Here is a 17709-nt window from a genome sequence, read left to right on the forward strand (position 1 = left end):
GATGGCATGGAGAAGATAAAATTTGCCGTGAGAACCCGCTTACTGACCGGCTTCCCTCATTTCATCGAAAGATAAGAAATCAGCCGGATCTAAGGCTTTTAGGCTGGAAGTGTTTCTCCAGCTTCATCGCCAGATAAGCGGACGGGATGCTGACCAGAATGAAGAAGACGCCAACCAGCGTCATCGGCTCCAGATATTTGTAATGGCTGTTGCTATAGATATTAGCTGCGTTGAACAATTCCACCACAGTGATCGCGGAAAGCAACGGCGTTTCCTTGAACATGGTAATCAGATAATTCGCCAGCGGCGGAATCATTGGCGGAATAGCCTGCGGAAGAATGGCATATCGCATGGTCTGATAGGTGCTGTAGTTCAGCGCTCTTGTCGCTTCCCACTGTCCTTTGGGCACGTTTTCAATGCCGGCCCTGTAGACCTCGGATGTATAGGTACTGAAATGCAGGCCCAGACCAACAACCCCGGCCATGAACGGCGACATGAACATACCAAAGTCCGGCAGGACGAAGAACAGGAAGTAAAGCTGCACCAGCAGCGGCGTCCGGCGTATGAATTCTGAGATCCAGTAAAATGTGAAAGAAACGATCCGGAAACGGGACATCTTCAGCAAAGCCAGCGCCAGCCCCAGAACATAGGCCAGCAAGGCACCGACAATCGTCGCCTGAACCGTAACAACCAGCCCTTCTGCCATTGACGGCAGAACATCAAGAACAACCTTCCAGCTCCAGTCCATGGCTCAGTTTCCTCCTGATTTAGCGGTATCTTTGCCGAAGGAGAATTTTGCCCCGACGAAATTGGTAAAGCGGACCAGACCGGATGCAATAATGAAGTAGATCACCAGGATTATCAGGAATGGTTCCAGGGTCATGGCGGTCTGCACCCGGATGATCTGCGCCATGAATGTCAGATCTGAGATCGTGATCAGGGATGCGACGGCGGTAAGTTTGAGAAGTTCGATCAGCAGATTACCAAAGGTCGGAATCATCACCGGGATCGCCTGCGGAATCAGGACATACCGGTAAAGCTGATAGGTTGTGTAATTCAGTGCTGTGGCCGCTTCATGCTGCCCGCGGGCAACGGACTGAATTGCCCCCCGGACCACTTCAGAACCATAACTGCCGAGGTTGAAGCCACAGGCAATAACACCGGCCATCAGAGGTGAGAAATGCACCCCCATCAGCGGCAGGACATAATACATGAAGAAAAGCTGCACGATGGCCGACGTGCCGCGGAAAAATTCCAGATAGATAATCGCAGAAGCACGAACCAGTCTGTATCTTGAGAACCGCGACAGACCGACAACGAAAGAAATCGTCAGGGCAACAATCGCGCTCAGGACGGTCAGTTCAATCGTCGTCAGCGTCCCCTCAATCAGGATCGGGGAATATTCAAGTATCTGATCCATGCCAGCACCTCTGGAGTGCTGCCCCCGATACCGGGGGCAGCTTTGTTAACCAGGCATTTGTTGTTCGGGAGTCTGTATTCCAGCTCAGTTACCTGGGCAGAAATCATCCCGTTCCACCGCCAGCGTTGCTTCGGTGGAGAAGCCATACGGCTCGATGATGCTTGCGAATTCCCCGCTTTCTTTCAGCTCTTTCAGAGCCATGTCATAGGCATCACGGAATTCCTTGTCGTTAGGATTGAACGCCGCACCAGCGCAACCCATTGGCACGCCCTTTACCGGCATGATCAGCTCCAGATTGGGATCATTGGTTTTCTTCAGCAGATCCTGTGTCCCCAGACCGGACAGGGCAAATACATCAACCCGGCCCTGCTGCAACATCTTGATCCCGCTTGGCGGGTCACTGAAAACCTTGATCTGGTCTTTCGAGACGCCCCGCTCCAGCGCATAGGCTTCTTCGGCGCAACCTGCACAGGTTGTCATCGTCACATCGGGGTTTTTGCCGATATCTTCGTAAGTCATGATGTTGTGGGGATTACCCTTGGCAACGGCAAAAGCTTCCGCGCCACAAAGATCCGGCTGGGAGTAGATGATCGATTCACAACGCTTCGGTTTGATGTACAGGCCGGATGTTGCCATATCGACACGCCGGGCCATCAGGGCCGGAATCATCGAGCCATAGGCGACAACCTTGGCTTTCAGTTCCGGAACACCGAGCTTTTTCATGACCGCACGGGCCACATCAGGGGCCGCGCCGGTAACATATCCGTCTCCCTTGATGTCGCTGTATGGCGGCTCGTTGGCGACAGCCACAGTGGCATAGCCCTGTTTACGAAGATCATCCAGCGTACCGGCTGATGCCACGCCCGTGGTGATCGTCAAAGCAACCGCGCCCATTGTGAGCCATCGGATGCAATCCCCTGTTTTACCTCTTTGCATTACATTTCCCTTCTTTGTTATGCATTGAATTGACAGACGTCTTCCCTGTTTAGCCAATGTCCCCGATGAATTTTTTCAGGAAGTCTTTTGTTCTCGGCTCATCGGGCGCCGTGAAAATTTTGTCGGGCGGACCCGCCTCGACAATCTGACCGTTCTCGAAGAACAGAACCCGGTCCGCAAAATCACGGGCGAAGTTCATTTCATGGGTAACGGTCAGCATGGTGGTGTCCGTGCTCTCGGCGAGCAGCCTGAGAACCGACAGCACCTCTTCGACCAGTTCCGGATCAAGCGCCGACGTCACTTCGTCGAACAGCATGATCTTCGGCTCAAGCGCCAGGGCACGGGCAATCGCAACGCGCTGTTGCTGACCTCCCGATAACTGATGCGGATAATGCCCCTGCTTGTCTTCCAGACCGACCAGCGCCAGCAGTTCCTGTGCCTTTACCTTGGCATCGGCCTTGTCCTTGCCTTTCACGAGAACCTGCGGCTGAACAATGTTCGCCATCGCAGTGAGATGCGGAAACAGATTGAACTGCTGAAAGACCATACCGACGGTTTCACGCATCTTGTGCAGATGCTTTTCACTCGCCGGCACCAGATTGCCTTCAACCTTCTGATGCCACAGATAATCGTTATCGACGATCACGTGACCGCTATCGATGGTCTCCAGCGTCATGAGGATTCGCAGGATAGTCGTCTTGCCCGACCCGCTGGGGCCGATCAAAGCGAGCTTCTCGCCGCTGTTCACATGCATATCGAGATTTCGCAGCACGCGCAGATCGCCAAAGGACTTGGATACGTCCTGAAATTCTATGATTTTTCCCATTTGAGAAGATTCTCAGCCCCTGTTTCATCACACGACCATGCCCCCATGTCGTGTAAAAACCTTAGCGGACCGAAGAGATAGAAATGCTCACCCCGTCGCAATATGAGAGAAAAAATGCTAATCTGGATGATAAAATGACCTGATCAGCGCAATTTATGCTGCTAGCTATGCTTTCTCTGATGGGATCAGGTCATTTTCACGGGGACAGAACGAGCCGCATGAACACGCTTTCAGAATCTGATATCGGCATCCTCCGGCTGTTGCAGGAAAATGCCCGTGAGAAGCTTGAAACCATTGCGTTCGAGACAGGTTTATCCGTCGCCACTGTTCAGAGGCGGATTAAATATCTGAAGTCAAAAGGCATCATTGAACGGGATACCGCACTGGTGGCACCCGAATCCGTCGGCTACGCAATGACCTTCCTGATTATGGTCGAAATGGAGCGCGAACGGCTGGATCAGCTCGATGCGTTTCGCCGGAAGACGAAAGCCGAACCACAGGTTCAGCAATGTTATTATATAACCGGTGAAGCCGATTTTGCCCTGATCGCGCTGGCCCGTAATATGGCCGACTTCGAAGAACTGACCCACCGGCTGTTTTTCGACGACACCAACGTTAAACGGTTCCGGACATCGGTTGTCATGAACCGGACCAAAACCGGCATGACAGTTCCCCTCGGCAATTCAGAAACGAACTGAGCAGACGCCCACCGCTATACGGTTCTGTTGCCGGCTTCCAGATATGCAGCGGCCTCTTCACCCGCAACACGGCCATGCGCCATACAGGCTGTCAGCAGATAACCACCGGTCGGAGCTTCCCAGTCCAGCATCTCACCCGTCGCAAAAACGCCGGGGATCGCACGAATATGGCTGTGGCCGTCGAGTGCTTCGAAACACAGCCCCCCTGCGCTGCTGATTGCCTCAGCTATCGGACGGGTTCTGTCGACCGGGATGACGAGTTTCTTGATTGCTGCTGCCAGCACCGGGATATCACTGAAAACATTAGGTGACGTGAACTCACGCAGCAAACCAGCCTTTACCCCGGTCAGCCCGGTTGTCTTTCGCAGATGATTGGCAAAAGAATTCCGCCCCCGGTCGCGACCAAGATCGCGGACCAGCCGTTCTTCAGTCCGCCCCGGCGTCAGATCCAGCGTGAGGGCGGCCTTGCCGGTTGCTTCAATCTCGTCACGCAACAGGGAAGACACCGCATAGACGCCACTGCCTTCAATACCGGTCCGGGTGACAACGAACTCTCCGGCCCGTGTCTCCCCACCGGCAGAAAGAGTCACCGACTTCACGGGTGCCCCGGCAAAGCGGTCACGGAAATGGTCACTCCATTCCACATCAAAACCGCAATTTGCAGGTCGCAAAGGAGAAACCTTCGCGCCTTTGTCGGCCAGCCACGGAGCCCAGGCGCCATCGCTGCCGAGTTTCGGCCAGCTTGCCCCGCCCAGCGCCAGAATTGTGGCGGCCGCAGTGATACTGACCTCACCCGCCGGCGTGTCAAAACGCAGCTTCCCTTCCTCCGTCCATCCCAGCCAGCGATGGCGGGTATATGTGCGAAGCCCCGCTTTCCTGAGCCGGGATATCCAGGCGCGCAGCAAGGGGGCCGCCTTGAACCCTGCCGGAAAAACACGCCCCGATGATCCCGTGATGGTCTCCACACCGAGGTCCAGCGCCCAGGCCCGCAGGGCCGTGTTGTCAAACTGCCGCAGGGCAGGTTCCAGATCCGGCTGCCGGTCCCCGAAGCGGGACAACAGGGCCTCCACCGGCTCGCTGTGGGTCAGATTGAGCCCGCTTTTACCTGCCATCAGGAATTTCCGCCCCAGCGACGGCATTGCATCATAAAGATCGACCGTAACACCACGTGCCAGCAGCACCTCTGCAGCCATTAGCCCCGCAGGTCCTCCTCCAATAATCACCGCTTGCTTGCTCACCTGCTCTCCTGACCTGAAATATCATACGGACCCACCCGTCCGAATCCGGGGCCATGGGAGGGAGGACGGTCGTGAAAGGCAAGCCGGAACTGCCGTAAACATCACCCGGTATGCAGCCTGTACCGGTTAACGCAACGACCGGGCGGTCATCAGAGTCAGCGTTGTTGCAATGAGAGAAGCTGTCGTCAGCAACAGGACAGCATCGAAATTTCCGGTGACCGTATGAATGCTGCTGGCCAGCACAGGCCCCAGCATCTGCCCTGTCGCAAAGGCACTGACCAGTGCCGCGATATGACGCATGACATCACCGGCCGGTGCCACACGATGCGCCTCCTGCATCCCGGCCATGGTGATAATCATGAAGGTGCCGCCAACCATCAGTCCGGAAAGCGCAATACCTGTGATTGTCGGCCAGACGACCGGGATCAGGACACCGGTCCCCATAATGAACTGGCTGGCTGTCCAGATTTGCAGACTGGAGAACCGTCGCCTCAGCCAGCCGGCAAAAAACGTCGAGAGAAAAGCAGCCGCGCCAAACAGCGGCCAGCTCCAGCCAAAAACCAGGGGGTCGCTGATGATGTCACTTGCCATGACCGGCAGATAGGTTGCCGGGATTGAATAACCGAAACCGGCCGTCCCATAGCTGATAATCATCGGCCAGATAAACCCGCGCTGCTCTCCCCCCGCCTGACGACGCGCCGGGCGCTCTGCGGGAAGCTCTGTCCCGAAGGTGAGGCATAGCACAAAAGCAGTCACCAGCGAGCCTGCGCCAACCCAGACCCAGCCTGCGGCACTGCCAGATCCGGTGGTCATGAACAGCAGACAAACCAGCCCGATCAGCAGAATACCGCCCCCAACGCCGGAAAACACCGCACCTGAACGTCCGGGATGACCTGCGTCTGCAAGCGTCCGGATAACGAAGTTACTCACCAGAACCAGTATCCATGCGCTGCAGGCGCCCGCAATCCAGCGCAAGGCCGACCAGATGATGACATTCTCAATCAGCCCCATCCCCAGCGTCGTAACGCCAATCCCGAACAGCGAGAACCGCATCATGTTCTGCGGAGAAACCGGCAGCCTGGCGGCGATCAGCGCCCCCATCAGGTAACCCAGAAAATGTACCGAAGCGATCAGCCCGCCATCTGCCAGCGACAGCAACCCGTCTTCCAGCATCAGCGGCAGCAGCGGCGTATAGGCAAACCGCCCGATCCCCATGGCCAGCGCCAGTGCAGCAAACCCGGCGAGTGTGAGACGCAGGCTGACAGACATGGGAAGCGGGTCCGATCCGGTAAATTAAAAAGCAGAACTGAACAGCAAGACTAGGTACATACAGCTTTCGCGGAAACCGAATTTGTATGCTATTTTCATCCTGACCCGAGATCAGTCCGAAGCATCAGCTGTCACCGGACACCATGATGTCACGCTAAAACGTATCTTCTGGATAACAGCATGCCATCATCGCCTTCGACCATCGATTATCTCTGCTTTCAGGCAGCACGGCAGCCGGAGCATGTTGCCCTGCACTTCAACGGTCAGGCGATCTCCTATGCCCGGTTTCATGAAGATACCGGCAGAATGGTTGGCATGCTGCGCCAGAAAGATATTCGTCCGGGGGAGCATGTTGCCGTTGAAATGTCGAATTTCTATCTGCACTGGCTGATCCTGCTGGCGATTGAGGCGCTGGGTGCTGCCAGTTTTTCTTTTGCGCCGGATGAGGTCTCCCTGGTCGGAAAAACCCTCGACCAGATGGACAGGGTCATCTGCCTGTCTGCGAACATGCCACACAGTCTGGAAAAACCACAGATGATCGATATCGGCCATCTGGAGATGTTCCGGCAGACAGAACCTGAAATCCCCATCCGGCAGCACGACACCGACCATGATGCAGCGTTCCGTATCGTCAGAAGTTCGGGCACGACCGGGGATCCGAAAACCATGGTCCAGTCCCGCGGAGCATTTGAAACCCGGCTGACACAGGCACAGGCGCATCTCGGCTTCACTCCCCGCACCCGTTATCTGATGGCCTTTGGTTTCCCCGTTCAGGCGTATCATCTGCATGGCACCGCCTGTCTGCGTGCCGGGGCAACATGCCTGTTTGACCGGAAAATCCGGCTTGATGAAGCACTCATAATGCAGCAGGCCACGGATATTCTGCTGCTGCCGCGTACACTGATTCTGATGCTCAACAGTCTGGACGAGACCTACCGTCCGCAGCCCGGTCGCCGGATATTTGTCCTGGGCGGCTCGCTCTCCGCTTCGCTCCGTCATCGTGCTGCAGACCGTTTCGGCGCAGAAATCATTGAAAGTTACGGCACGAATGAAACCGGTGCGGCAGCCCGCGTCTCGCCTGACGGACAGGCTGCCGTTCTCCCCGGTGTCGAGATTGAGGTGGTTGATGAGCATGACAACCCGGTTGCCGGTCAGCCCGGCCGCATCCGCATCCGGACCGGTGGTGCTGTCAGCAGTTACCTGAACGACCCCGAAAGAACCGCCCTGCAATTCCGCGATGGCTGGTTCTATCCCGGTGATATCGGGCTGACGCTCGCTCACCGGGTTGTTCGCATCACCGGGCGTGAAGATGACCTGCTGAACATTCAGGGACGGAAATATGATGCCCGGGATTTTGAAGAACAACTGATCCGTAACTGGCCGGTCAGCGATGGCTGTCTGATCCATGTAAATGACGATGGTGAAATGCCGACCCTCTGGGTTGTTGTCGTACCGAAGAACCCGGATGACGGCATGACCATCCTGAAGGCGCTCGAAAAACGGGTGACACCGGCATTTGGCAAAACCCGCCTTGTCACGCTGACTGAAATTCCGCGGACAATGACCGGAAAGCTTCAGCGCACCCGGTTGGCTGACACCCTCCGCCAGATCGCAAAACAGCAGACCACCTCCGACAGCAGTTCCCCGCTTCCAATTGATCCGGAAGCCTGAAAGACGGATACTGAGCCATCAACAGACGCGGAATTTGAACCATGTATACCGTCAGGTTGCACAATCAGGGCCAGCTGCTCGAGCTTTCCGGGCCAGAGCAGCCTGCAACAAGGTTCCACGCCATCTGGCTGCGCGACAATGCACAGGACAGTGACACAAGATCGCCCGGCAATGGTCAGAAGCTGATTGCGTTACGCGACATCCCCGCAGATACGACAATCCGGCAGGCTTCCGTATCCGGCACCCGGCTGATGGTCTCGTTCATGCCTGAGGACAAAACTGTCAGTTTCGATATCGGCTGGCTGATCGCGCACGCCTATGACCGGCCATCGCAAGCACAGAGAGAATGGTCTGCACCTGCCGTCGAGACATGGGACAAAGGGCTGATGCAATCACTGCCGGGCACCGAATTCAGCCGGGTACAGACGGATACAGGAGCCTTGTCAGACTGGCTCGGACAGGTTGCCCGCTATGGCTTTGGCGTGCTGACAGGCGGCCCCGTCCGGGATCAGGCACTGTTCGATGTCGTCGACCTGTTCGGCTATGTCCGGGAAACCAATTACGGCCGGCATTTCGAGGTACGGACAGAAATCAACCCGACCAACCTTGCTTTCACCGGGCTTGGTCTGCAGGCCCATACGGACAATCCCTATCGCGATCCGGTCCCTACCCTGCAAATTCTCTATTGCCTCGAAAGCTCCGCCGAGGGGGGCGAGAATATGGTCGTTGACGGCTTCCGGGCAGCAGAAAGGCTGCGACAGGAAAACCCGGTCTGGTTTGATCTGTTAAGCAGCCATAGCGCACAGTTCGAATATGCCGGTGAAACCGGGGTCCGGCTGCGTGCCCGCCGGCCACTGATCGAACTGACGCCGGAAGGGGACCTCTGGGCAATTCGCTTCAACAACCGTTCTGCGGCTCCCGTGGTTGATGTCCCTTTTGACCAGATGGAGGCCTACTATGCCGCCTGTCGCCGTTTCGGCGAGATCATTGATGATCCGGAGATGCAGGTAAGCTTTCGCCTGAACCCCGGTGACAGTTTCATTGTCGACAACACCCGCGTCCTGCATGCGCGCAAGGCATATTCCGGCACCGGCACCCGCTGGCTGCAGGGCTGCTACGCTGACAAGGATGGCCTGTTATCCCGTCTGGCGAACCTGCGGGATAACCAGCAGGAGGCTGCAGAGTGACAACACCGGATGAAACCCGTCTGACATCTGAAACAATCGTTGCGTTTCTGGCCGATATTTTTGCCCGGCGCGGTGCCGAGGAATATCTTGGTGAACCGGTCACCATCGCCGAGCACATGCTGCAGGGCGCGACGATGGCAGAGAACAGCGGCCAGCCGGAAGAAATCATCGTCGCTGCCCTGCTCCACGATATCGGTCATTTCACCAGCGAGTTCGGCACTTTCTCCATGGATGACACAGAAGACCGGTTCCATGAAGCTGCCGGTGCCCGAATTCTGGCGCCTTTCTTTCCGGCAATCGTGACAGACTGCGTGCGCCATCACGTTGCCGCGAAACGCTATCTCTGTGCCACCCGGCCTGAATATCTGAAACGCCTGTCAGACGCCTCCGTTCACTCACTCAGCCTGCAGGGCGGACCAATGAGTGAAACAGAAGCCGCCAACTTCGCGCAGAACCCGAACCTGAAAGACATCATCAAGGTTCGCCATCTCGACGATGCAGGAAAGAAACCGGACATGACGACCCCCGGTTTTTCACATTTCGAGCCCATGATTCAACGGGTTGTAGACCGGCACTGCGACAAGATGAAAGAGCCGTAAACCTCTTACTTTGCCCCAACCGTGAATGTAAGTTTACGCATATTCGAGTCCCTTCCGGTTCCCTTTGCCCCTTTTCCTGCCCCAAGTGCTTCAATATCCCCAGATGCAGTCAAGCCATTATCGCAGGCTACAGACCAGATACCGGAACCGGCAGACTGCATCTGATAACTACCGATACATTCAGCACTTTGATCTGGGATACTTACTTTCAGAGTACCCTGCCTACCTGATCGCCTCATCTCAACTGTTCCCGCTAACAGATCAGAAACACCCTCCCAGATAACTGCTATTGACCGGACATCTATGTCTGACGGTTTTGTCGAATCATTGACGGCTCCAGTCGTTCTCGTCTGAGTTTCAGCGCCAGATTCGCCCCAATACCCTTTGAATTTTTGTTGATACTCAGATGCTGAAATTTGCCGAAACGGAATTTCTCTCTTCCTCCAGTTATCTGAACCGCAAACGACCTCTTCTCTGTCAGGGTAATAGTAGATATTACCTCGAATTCCATTAGCAGCGACATCAAAGCGAACCCATCCGCTTTCCGCATATTGAATACTATAGACTTGGATTTCTTCTTCAAACCTCCGGTAAGATGGGGCGTTATCTCGGCTACGCACGATAACGCATTTATTTCCCACAATATTCGAAGCCCTTCTGGCTTCCGGGGTATCCAAGCCTGACGTAACACAACCAGAAACAGAGGCCAAAACCCCCACTCCAAGCAAAATTATGCTGAGAAATTTAGACATTTATAGCTCCGAAAGAACCGGCAAAACCTTAAACCGATATAAATTCTGCTATACTCAATCATAACGATCAAATTATTTCACATTCATCATCCGCTCTGAAGTGACGTTCTTTATTTCACTTGCGTCCGGTTAAACGTCTTACGTGAAATCAAACCCGCGGCGCTTGAGCTGTTCGCGAAGTTCCTGCCGGGGACGGTTGGAGATTTTGCGAGCGACTTCATAGCTCCAGGAATCCTCGGTTGTCGGCTTGCCGACACTGTCGTAATGGGCTTTCAGCGCCTTATCGTAAGCTTCGACAACGGACAGAGCGAGTTCAGGATCGTACCGTTCCCGGTGCACCATCCCCGTATATGCCATCCGGGGCTTCTGCTTCGGAGCTTCTTCCGGAAACCCGAGACACATGCCGAACACAACATAGGCCCGGTTTGGCAGGCCAAGGGCGTCAGCAACCCTTTCCGGGTCATTACGCGCCGCGCCGATCATGACTCCCTGAATACCAAGGGATTCTGCGGCGACATAGGCCGACATCCCGACCAGCGCCGCATCAACGGTTGAGACCAGCCCCATTTCCAGATTGTTATCATCAAGGCTGTGTCCATTCATCTGGAAGGCTTTTTCGATGCGCGTCAGGTCGGCACAGAAGGCCAGAAATACCGGACAGTCGATGACATGCTGCTGATTACCCGCAACCTCGGCAATGATCTCTCTCGTTTTCCGGTTCTCGACGATGATCACCGAATAAGCCTGCAAATTGGATGAGGTCGGTGCCCGGAATGCGGCCCCGAGGATTGCCTCGATATGGGCTTCCGTTACCGGCTTGTCTGAAAATCGCCGGATGCTCTGGCGACCCATCAGCGCTTCAATGGTTTCACTGGTTATGGTCTGGTCCTGATCTTTCATCACGTATCCTGCCTGCTTATATTTGAAATCGTTACCATACTGGTTAAGTCTCAGCAGCCTGATCGGCAACCCTATTTGCTCCTGCAGGGCATCCTTTCCGACACCGGATATCTGGACTTACGAAACGGCTGGTTTACTGTGTTTTCATCATCAGCCGGGGACAAAACTCATGCAGCCAGAACCGCGACTTTTCCTCGGACTGGGCGATTCCCCCGTCAGCTTCGATCTGCGTTACGCCAACAGGCACGGCCTGATATCCGGCGCCACAGGAACCGGAAAAACTGTCACACTTCAATGCCTTGCCGAAGGTTTCTCAAGTCATGGCATACCTGTCATTCTGGCCGATGTGAAAGGTGATCTCTCTGGTTTGTGTGTCGCTGGCCACACCGACGGAAAACTTGGCGAACGGGCAAACGCAGTCGGACTCCGGTCCTACGCGGCTGAGGCCTTTCCCGTCGTATTCTGGGACGTGCTTGGCAAAGCCGGACATCCGGTTCGCACGACCATCTCAGAAATGGGGCCGCTTCTGCTGTCGCGACTGATGGAACTGAATGATACGCAGGCCGGTGTGCTGGAGGTCATCTTCGCCGTCGCCGACGACCAGGGGCTGGCGCTGCTGGATCTTGACGACTTGCGCGCCATGCTGGCCTTCGCACAGGAGCACAAAGCTGACCTGGCGAAAGACTATGGCGCCGTCAGCCCGGCCTCTGTTGCCGCAATCCTGCGCAAGCTGCTGGTGCTTGAACGCTCAGGTGCAGACCAGTTTTTTGCCGAACCCGCCCTGGAAGTGACGGACCTGATCAGAACCGATCGTTACGGCAAGGGCATGGTCCATATATTACAGGCCCGCGAACTGGCGGAATCCCCCCGGCTTTACGGAACCGTGCTGCTGTGGCTGCTGTCAGAGCTGTTCGAGGATCTGCCGGAAGTCGGGGATCAGGACCGGCCCAAGCTGGTGCTGATCTTTGATGAAGCCCACATGATGTTCGACAATGCACCGCCTGCACTGCTGGAGAAGACCGAACAGGTGGTACGGCTGATACGCTCAAAGGGTGTCGGGGTCTATTTCGTCACCCAGAACCCGCTCGACATTCCGTCTGGCGTAGCCGGCCAGCTTGGCAACCGTATCCAGCACGCCCTCCGGGCTTTCACGGCAACCGATCGCAAGGCCGTCAAGGCGGTCGCCCAATCCTTCCGGGATAATCCGAATTTTGATGCCGAACAGGTACTGACGGAACTCGGACTGGGTGAAGCACTGGTAACAACGCTTGAGAAGAAAGGCACGCCGACAGTCGTCCAGCGCACATTGCTGCGCCCGCCCTGCTCCCGCATCGGCGTTGCCACGGAGCAAGAGCAGGCTGAAGTTCAGAAATTCAGCCCCTATGCAGGGCGCTACGACACAACCATCAACCGGGAATCAGCCTTCGAAATTCTGAATGCACGGGCCCGGAAAGCCGCTGAAGAAGCTGCCAGCGCAGAAGCAGAGAAACGCCGGCAGCGTGTTGAAAGCCGTCCTGCCCCCCGCGCATCCTCCCGCAAATCAAACCGTCAGGGTATCGGTGAAGCTATGGTAAAAAGCGTTGTACGCTCAATCGGCAGCAGACTGGGGCGCGAAATCGTCCGCGGCATTCTGGGTTCTATATTCAAGGGGCGCTGAACCCTGACGGACACCTGATCTGATCACATGAGAACCCGAAACACAGGTGAGGAAAAATGCAGCCCAGAATCAGTATGATTACCCTCGGGGTAAAAGACCTCGCGAAATCAGTCGCATTCTATGGCACAGGACTGGGATTTCCCCAGCTTGACTCCCCGCCTTCCGTTGCCTTTTTCACGCTTAACGGCACCTGGCTTGGCCTCTTCGGACATGATGATCTGGCAAAAGATGCGGGTATCTCCCCGGAGGGTTCCGGTTTTCGCGGCGTCGCGCTGGCATATAATGTTGCTTCTGAAGAGCTCGTCGATGCAGCCATACAGGAAGCCGTATCAGCGGGTGCAAAGCTGGTAAAACAGCCGGAAAAAGTGTTCTGGGGCGGCTATTCCGGCTATTTCTCGGACCCTGATGGTCATCTGTGGGAAGTTGCCCACAATCCCTTCATGTGGGTCGGACCGGAAGATACGGAGATGTCGGGGAACAGTTGACCCACAGGCCGCATCACGGAATGATCCGGACGGGATCATATCAACGAAAGAACAGCTGTATCATGCATCATCGCCAGGAACGTGAAGACCTTGCCGCTGTCCTGCGGCTTGCGTCGCAGCAGGGATGGCAGTCCGGTATCTGCAATCATTTCAGTCTGGTAGCTGAGGCTGAAGATGGCTCTCCCGGTGGTGTGCTGATCAATCCGCAGGGGCTGTACTGGTCAGAAGTCACAGCCTCCTCCCTGCTGCTGCTCGATGATGCAGGCAATGTGATTGAAGGTGACGGTACCGTTGAACGGTCGGCCTTCTTCATTCATCTGGCTATCCACCGGCGTCTGCCGCAGGCGAAATGTGTCCTGCATGCCCACCCGCCCTATTCGACCGCCCTGATGTGTACTGAAAAGGGCCGGTTGCTGAACTGTCATCAGGATGCGCTGAAACTGCATCGCCGGATTGCCTATGACGACGATTTTGGTGGTCTGGCCGATGACGAAGATGAGGGTGTCCGGATCGCCGGGTCGCTGGGCAATCGTGCTCTTTTGCTCTCCGCCCATCACGGTGTCACCATTACCGGCCCCACCGTTACCCAGGCCTATGATGATTTCTATTATCTTGAGAGCGCAGCCCGGTTTCAGGTGCTGGCGGAATCAACAGGCCGTCCCCTGAAGGTCATGGACGACGATACCGCAGACCGGCTGGCCCCCGCCTTTCAGCAGGGTGACGAGCAGGTTCCGCTGCATTTCCCTGCTGCGAAACGTGTTCTGGCCCGTAATGAGCCGGAATTTCTGGCTTAACGGAAAAGCCGCGCTCCTTGTCAGACCCTGTTCGGGTGGCCGCTGACCACGCGGGCATCAAGACCATGACCGCCATACAGCCAGTCAATGGAATGATACCAGTCTTCCGGTGATTTTGCCTTGAGATAGGCATTGCGCAGCGACGCATGCCCCGTGTCGTTGTGAAAGACCTGATCGCCCAGCAGACGGGACTGGATCGTCACACGGGCTGTCCGGTCACGCCGCCGCTGACAATAGGCCGGAAATACAGTTTCAAAACCGCCGTCATGACGGTCCAGCAGGGTCGACAGGCAGACCGCATCTTCCATCGCCATGCAGGCCCCCTGTGCCAGGTATTGCAGCGTTGGATGAGCCGCATCACCCAGCAGGGCAACCCGGCCCTCGGTCCAGTTCAGAACTGGATCACGGTCACACAGAACCCAGTATTTCCAGTCCCTGCCCCGGTCGATGATCTGACGGGCCTTCGGATGGACATGAGCGAATCCCCGCGCCACTTCCTCATGGGTGCAGGGCACACCGGCTGCGGCATCGGGCGCGTCGTTGTGATAGGTCACGACAAGATTGAAAACCTTCCAGCCGCTGAGCGGATAATGAACGATGTGACATTTCGGGCCACCCCACAGAACAGCCGCATTCCAGCGCAGTTCCTCCGGCATATCCTCGGTCGGAATGACAGACCGGTAGGTCGTATGGCCGGAGACACGCGGTTCGCCGTCGCCCAGCATCTGCTCGCGTACATTAGAGCGTAATCCGTCAGCCCCGATGAGAGCGCACCCCGCCACCCGTTCACCGCTTGCCAGGCAGGCGGTAACGCTCGCCCCCTCCTGCTCGTAAGCTGTTACCGCGCTCGACGTGCGCAATTCGACAAGGGGGCTGTCCTCGCAGGCCTTCAGCAGGACCCCATGCAGATCCCCCCGGTGAACGACTGCATAGGGATTCCCGAATCTGGCCCGGAAATCATCCCCTAACGGGATATTGCAGATTTCCTCGGCCGAGATCGCATCCATGAAGCGCAGTTTCTCGACATAGACGGCCGTGCGGCGCGCCGCCTCTCCCACGCCGAGATGATCAAAGGAATGAAAGGCATTCGGTCCGAGCTGAATACCGGCTCCGATTTCTCCAAGCCTTGATGCCTTCTCCAGCACCATGCAGGCAAATCCCTTCTGCGACAGGCCCAGCGCCGTCGCCAGCCCGCCAATACCGCCACCGGCGATCAGAATGGGTTTCTTGTTTCGCATGGCCCTGCCCGATCTGCTTTGTTGCAGCCATCAAATTAGTAAGTATGCTTACTAATTGCAATGTTCCTTTGGGCTGAACAGGATATCCGGACGAATGGAAAGAGAACCGGCAGCCGGTGAAAGGGCCTCATCCGGGTCATCACTGAACGATGTCTATGACATGCCCGGCCATCTGCTGCGCCGGATGCAGCAGATTGCCGTATCCACCTTTCACGACGCTGTCGGTGATGCAGGACATGGCATCACCCCTGTTCAGTATGCCTGTCTCCGGGCCGTTGCCGCTTATCCCGGTGAAGATCAGGTCCGGCTGGCCGGCGTCATAGCCTATGACAAGACCACGATTGGTGGCGTGATTGACCGGCTGATACAGAAAGGCTTTCTGAAGCGCACCATTTCAGAGAAAGACCGGCGCGCCCGCGTCGTCCACCTGACTGATACAGGCCGGGATCTTCTGGTGCGGATCACCCCACTCGTTACACAGGCCCAGAACCAGATGCTGTCAGGTCTGTCAGAACAGGAACACAGGGACTTTATGCGTCTGCTGGCAAAGGCGGCAATCACCGCCAATGACCTCAGCCGGGCGCCGCTCAGGCCAATCGACTGACTGACCGGGTCATCAGGGCGTGAGCTTCTTCAGAGCGTCGGCAAATTCGCTCAGTGCCGCCTCACCCTGCGGGGTAATGACATAAGAAGCCCTGTCCTGACGGTAAAACCAGCCATAGACATTACGCTGGAGAATGCTGGCCGCCCGGTCCACACCGGTTGCCTGCTTCACCAGGCGGGGTGGCTGCCCCGGCGTTTTTCGGAGAAAATCCAGACAGCGCAGCGCATCCTGACGATAGGCCGTCACAATGGCGCGCCGCGTACTGCCCCCGATATTCGGATCTCCCTGACGCCGGTCGAACTCCAGCATCAGTGACCGGTGTTTGCGGGCATTCCCACGCGGCTTGTAGGGTTCCGGTTCCAGCACCACCTCGACACGATTATCGACGATCAGCAGCCCGACACCCAGCCTGCGACATAAGCCGATAATCGCCCGTCGTCGTTTACGCCAGTGACTGCCCTTCCCGGTGGCCGAACGCGGGAAGGCGATATAAACGCGGTCAGAAAGCCGGAGCCGGTCAACACCCTGCAGCAGCAGGTCGAGATTGAAGCGGGTTTTCAGCTCAACAATGACCGGCGCTTCATCACCGCGACGCGCAACAATATCACAGCCTTCGATTTCGGCTTTCACCTCAAATCCGGTGGCCTCAAGCCACGCCTTTACCGGCGCATATAGTTCGGTTTCCAGACTACTCATGCTTTCAATGATAAGCAGAACAGATCAAGGGATCATTACCCGACGACAGGAGACCGGGAATCCGGAGAACAAGACGAAAACGGAGTCGCCACAATCGCAAGAACAAAGCAAAAACATCTTGCATTTTTATGACAGAATTTTCCCACTGAAATCAACATCTGGTACAATATACATGAACAAAGATAAAACGAATCGGAGCGTACCTACAAAATATTGAGGCTGTAATTTTACCGGTGCACATAACATGAACAATCTGATGTGCCCCAGTCCCCTCCTGAAGATTGACAGGCTGCGGGGCAGCAAATCATCCTCTCGATATTCATGTTAAGGAATTTATCAAATGAAACCGGTTGATCTGCGCACCCATCCCATTCACCTCGGTCTTGGTGCCACCGCACTCGCCGAGCCGGAGTTCACAGGCTCAATGGATTGGTATGAAGCCTACGGGACACGCCATCTGGCTGACGGGGCGGAAGGCAGGCTCGTCAATCTCCACAGCTTTACCGAACCCTGGTCAATGTGGGAAATGCATCCGAAGGGGGATGAGGTTGTCCTCTGCATCAGTGGCGCTTTGACCCTGCACCAGGAAAAACCTGATGGCACGATCAACAGTATCCGCCTGACACCCGGAACCTACGCCATCAATCCACGGGGAGTCTGGCACACCGCAGATACAGAAGAGGCAACGACAGCCCTGTTCATCACAGCCGGTGAAGGAACAGCACACCGGCCACGCTGA

General features: G+C 56.2%; 19 protein-coding genes. 9 read left to right on the forward strand and 10 right to left on the reverse strand.

The features are described from left to right. Positions 1–79 precede the first annotated feature (79 nt). The 4 genes from ehuD to ehuA form a co-directional block, all read right to left on the reverse strand. Complete coding sequence (ehuD, locus tag GH722_17150) at positions 80–748, reverse strand: ectoine/hydroxyectoine ABC transporter permease subunit EhuD (GenBank protein MRG73500.1); 669 nt, start codon at positions 746–748, stop codon at positions 80–82. Positions 749–751: 3 nt separating this feature from the next. Further along, complete coding sequence (ehuC, locus tag GH722_17155; GenBank protein ID MRG73501.1) at positions 752–1420, reverse strand: ectoine/hydroxyectoine ABC transporter permease subunit EhuC; 669 nt, start codon at positions 1418–1420, stop codon at positions 752–754. A gap of 84 nt (positions 1421–1504) precedes the next feature. Then, a complete protein-coding gene (ehuB, locus tag GH722_17160) occupies positions 1505–2314 on the reverse strand; it encodes an ectoine/hydroxyectoine ABC transporter substrate-binding protein EhuB (protein ID MRG73502.1) in 810 nt (269 codons plus the stop codon). A gap of 91 nt (positions 2315–2405) precedes the next feature. After that, positions 2406–3182, reverse strand: a complete 777-nt coding sequence (gene ehuA / locus GH722_17165) for an ectoine/hydroxyectoine ABC transporter ATP-binding protein EhuA (GenBank protein MRG73503.1) — start codon at positions 3180–3182, stop codon at positions 2406–2408. Positions 3183–3400: 218 nt separating this feature from the next. Between ehuA and GH722_17170 the strand changes: the two genes are divergently transcribed. Next, positions 3401–3880, forward strand: coding sequence for an AsnC family transcriptional regulator (locus GH722_17170; protein MRG73504.1), 480 nt, complete (start codon positions 3401–3403; stop codon positions 3878–3880). Between the two features lie 14 nt (positions 3881–3894). On the opposite strand, the gene GH722_17175 is transcribed toward GH722_17170, so the two are convergent. Both GH722_17175 and GH722_17180 read right to left on the reverse strand, forming a co-directional pair. Continuing rightward, positions 3895–5118: a TIGR03862 family flavoprotein gene (locus tag GH722_17175; GenBank protein ID MRG73505.1), complete on the reverse strand. Its 1224-nt coding sequence runs from the start codon at positions 5116–5118 to the stop codon at positions 3895–3897. Between the two features lie 126 nt (positions 5119–5244). Beyond that, positions 5245–6387 carry a YbfB/YjiJ family MFS transporter gene (locus GH722_17180; GenBank protein ID MRG73506.1) on the reverse strand — a complete coding sequence of 381 codons (1143 nt, stop codon included), beginning with the start codon at positions 6385–6387 and terminating at the stop codon, positions 5245–5247. Between the two features lie 180 nt (positions 6388–6567). Here GH722_17180 and GH722_17185 point away from each other — a divergent pair, with 180 nt between their 5' ends. The 3 genes from GH722_17185 to GH722_17195 are packed head-to-tail and all read left to right on the forward strand — an operon-like array spanning position 6568 to position 9844. After that, positions 6568–8058: an AMP-binding protein gene (locus tag GH722_17185; protein MRG73507.1), complete on the forward strand. Its 1491-nt coding sequence runs from the start codon at positions 6568–6570 to the stop codon at positions 8056–8058. Positions 8059–8099: 41 nt separating this feature from the next. Continuing rightward, positions 8100–9245: a gamma-butyrobetaine dioxygenase gene (locus tag GH722_17190; GenBank protein MRG73508.1), complete on the forward strand. Its 1146-nt coding sequence runs from the start codon at positions 8100–8102 to the stop codon at positions 9243–9245. Then, on the forward strand, positions 9242–9844 hold the full coding sequence (locus tag GH722_17195) for an HD domain-containing protein (protein MRG73509.1): 603 nt from the start codon (positions 9242–9244) through the stop codon (positions 9842–9844). Before GH722_17190 ends, GH722_17195 begins: the two co-directional genes overlap by 4 nt. Before the next feature lie 5 nt (positions 9845–9849). Here the strand turns inward: GH722_17195 and GH722_17200 are convergent, their stop codons facing one another. Continuing rightward, the gene (locus GH722_17200) at positions 9850–10596 is read right to left on the reverse strand and encodes a hypothetical protein (GenBank protein ID MRG73510.1); all 747 of its coding nucleotides are present in this window, start codon (positions 10594–10596) and stop codon (positions 9850–9852) included. Between the two features lie 138 nt (positions 10597–10734). After that, the gene (locus GH722_17205) at positions 10735–11496 is read right to left on the reverse strand and encodes an NADPH-dependent oxidoreductase (protein ID MRG73511.1); all 762 of its coding nucleotides are present in this window, start codon (positions 11494–11496) and stop codon (positions 10735–10737) included. A gap of 169 nt (positions 11497–11665) precedes the next feature. On the opposite strand from GH722_17205, the gene GH722_17210 reads away from it, so the two are divergent. The 3 genes from GH722_17210 to GH722_17220 are packed head-to-tail and all read left to right on the forward strand — an operon-like array spanning position 11666 to position 14432. Then, entirely contained in the window at positions 11666–13153 is a 1488-nt protein-coding gene (locus tag GH722_17210; protein MRG73512.1) for a DUF853 family protein, read from the forward strand. A gap of 56 nt (positions 13154–13209) precedes the next feature. Further along, complete coding sequence (locus GH722_17215) at positions 13210–13638, forward strand: VOC family protein (GenBank protein ID MRG73513.1); 429 nt, start codon at positions 13210–13212, stop codon at positions 13636–13638. 20 nt (positions 13639–13658) lie between these two features. After that, complete coding sequence (locus GH722_17220) at positions 13659–14432, forward strand: hypothetical protein (GenBank protein ID MRG73514.1); 774 nt, start codon at positions 13659–13661, stop codon at positions 14430–14432. A 20-nt stretch (positions 14433–14452) separates the two neighbouring features. Here the strand turns inward: GH722_17220 and GH722_17225 are convergent, their stop codons facing one another. Beyond that, a complete protein-coding gene (locus tag GH722_17225) occupies positions 14453–15670 on the reverse strand; it encodes a 3-hydroxybenzoate 6-monooxygenase (GenBank protein ID MRG73515.1) in 1218 nt (405 codons plus the stop codon). 142 nt (positions 15671–15812) lie between these two features. Between GH722_17225 and GH722_17230 the strand changes: the two genes are divergently transcribed. Then, positions 15813–16274: a MarR family transcriptional regulator gene (locus GH722_17230; GenBank protein ID MRG73516.1), complete on the forward strand. Its 462-nt coding sequence runs from the start codon at positions 15813–15815 to the stop codon at positions 16272–16274. 12 nt (positions 16275–16286) lie between these two features. On the opposite strand, the gene GH722_17235 is transcribed toward GH722_17230, so the two are convergent. Continuing rightward, positions 16287–16970 carry a hypothetical protein gene (locus tag GH722_17235; GenBank protein ID MRG73517.1) on the reverse strand — a complete coding sequence of 228 codons (684 nt, stop codon included), beginning with the start codon at positions 16968–16970 and terminating at the stop codon, positions 16287–16289. A gap of 340 nt (positions 16971–17310) precedes the next feature. On the opposite strand from GH722_17235, the gene GH722_17240 reads away from it, so the two are divergent. Further along, complete coding sequence (locus GH722_17240; protein MRG73518.1) at positions 17311–17709, forward strand: cupin; 399 nt, start codon at positions 17311–17313, stop codon at positions 17707–17709.

It is taken from the genome of Alphaproteobacteria bacterium HT1-32 (genome assembly GCA_009649675.1).
Lineage (GTDB): Bacteria > Pseudomonadota > Alphaproteobacteria > Rhodospirillales > HT1-32 > HT1-32.

Bases quoted from the DNA above. Each gene is read 5' to 3' on its own strand.
- ehuD (MRG73500.1), bottom strand. From the start codon at position 748: ATGGACTGGAGCTGGAAGGTTGTTCTTGATGTTCTGCCGTCAATGGCA.
- ehuC (MRG73501.1), bottom strand. From the start codon at position 1,420: ATGGATCAGATACTTGAATATTCCCCGATCCTGATTGAGGGGACGCTG.
- ehuB (MRG73502.1), bottom strand. From the start codon at position 2,314: ATGGGCGCGGTTGCTTTGACGATCACCACGGGCGTGGCATCAGCCGGT.
- ehuA (MRG73503.1), bottom strand. From the start codon at position 3,182: ATGGGAAAAATCATAGAATTTCAGGACGTATCCAAGTCCTTTGGCGAT.
- GH722_17170 (MRG73504.1), top strand. From the start codon at position 3,401: ATGAACACGCTTTCAGAATCTGATATCGGCATCCTCCGGCTGTTGCAG.
- GH722_17180 (MRG73506.1), bottom strand. From the start codon at position 6,387: ATGTCTGTCAGCCTGCGTCTCACACTCGCCGGGTTTGCTGCACTGGCG.
- GH722_17185 (MRG73507.1), top strand. From the start codon at position 6,568: ATGCCATCATCGCCTTCGACCATCGATTATCTCTGCTTTCAGGCAGCA.
- GH722_17190 (MRG73508.1), top strand. From the start codon at position 8,100: ATGTATACCGTCAGGTTGCACAATCAGGGCCAGCTGCTCGAGCTTTCC.
- GH722_17200 (MRG73510.1), bottom strand. From the start codon at position 10,596: ATGTCTAAATTTCTCAGCATAATTTTGCTTGGAGTGGGGGTTTTGGCC.
- GH722_17205 (MRG73511.1), bottom strand. From the start codon at position 11,496: ATGAAAGATCAGGACCAGACCATAACCAGTGAAACCATTGAAGCGCTG.
- GH722_17210 (MRG73512.1), top strand. From the start codon at position 11,666: ATGCAGCCAGAACCGCGACTTTTCCTCGGACTGGGCGATTCCCCCGTC.
- GH722_17215 (MRG73513.1), top strand. From the start codon at position 13,210: ATGCAGCCCAGAATCAGTATGATTACCCTCGGGGTAAAAGACCTCGCG.
- GH722_17220 (MRG73514.1), top strand. From the start codon at position 13,659: ATGATCCGGACGGGATCATATCAACGAAAGAACAGCTGTATCATGCAT.
- GH722_17225 (MRG73515.1), bottom strand. From the start codon at position 15,670: ATGCGAAACAAGAAACCCATTCTGATCGCCGGTGGCGGTATTGGCGGG.
- GH722_17235 (MRG73517.1), bottom strand. From the start codon at position 16,970: ATGAGTAGTCTGGAAACCGAACTATATGCGCCGGTAAAGGCGTGGCTT.
- GH722_17240 (MRG73518.1), top strand. From the start codon at position 17,311: ATGAAACCGGTTGATCTGCGCACCCATCCCATTCACCTCGGTCTTGGT.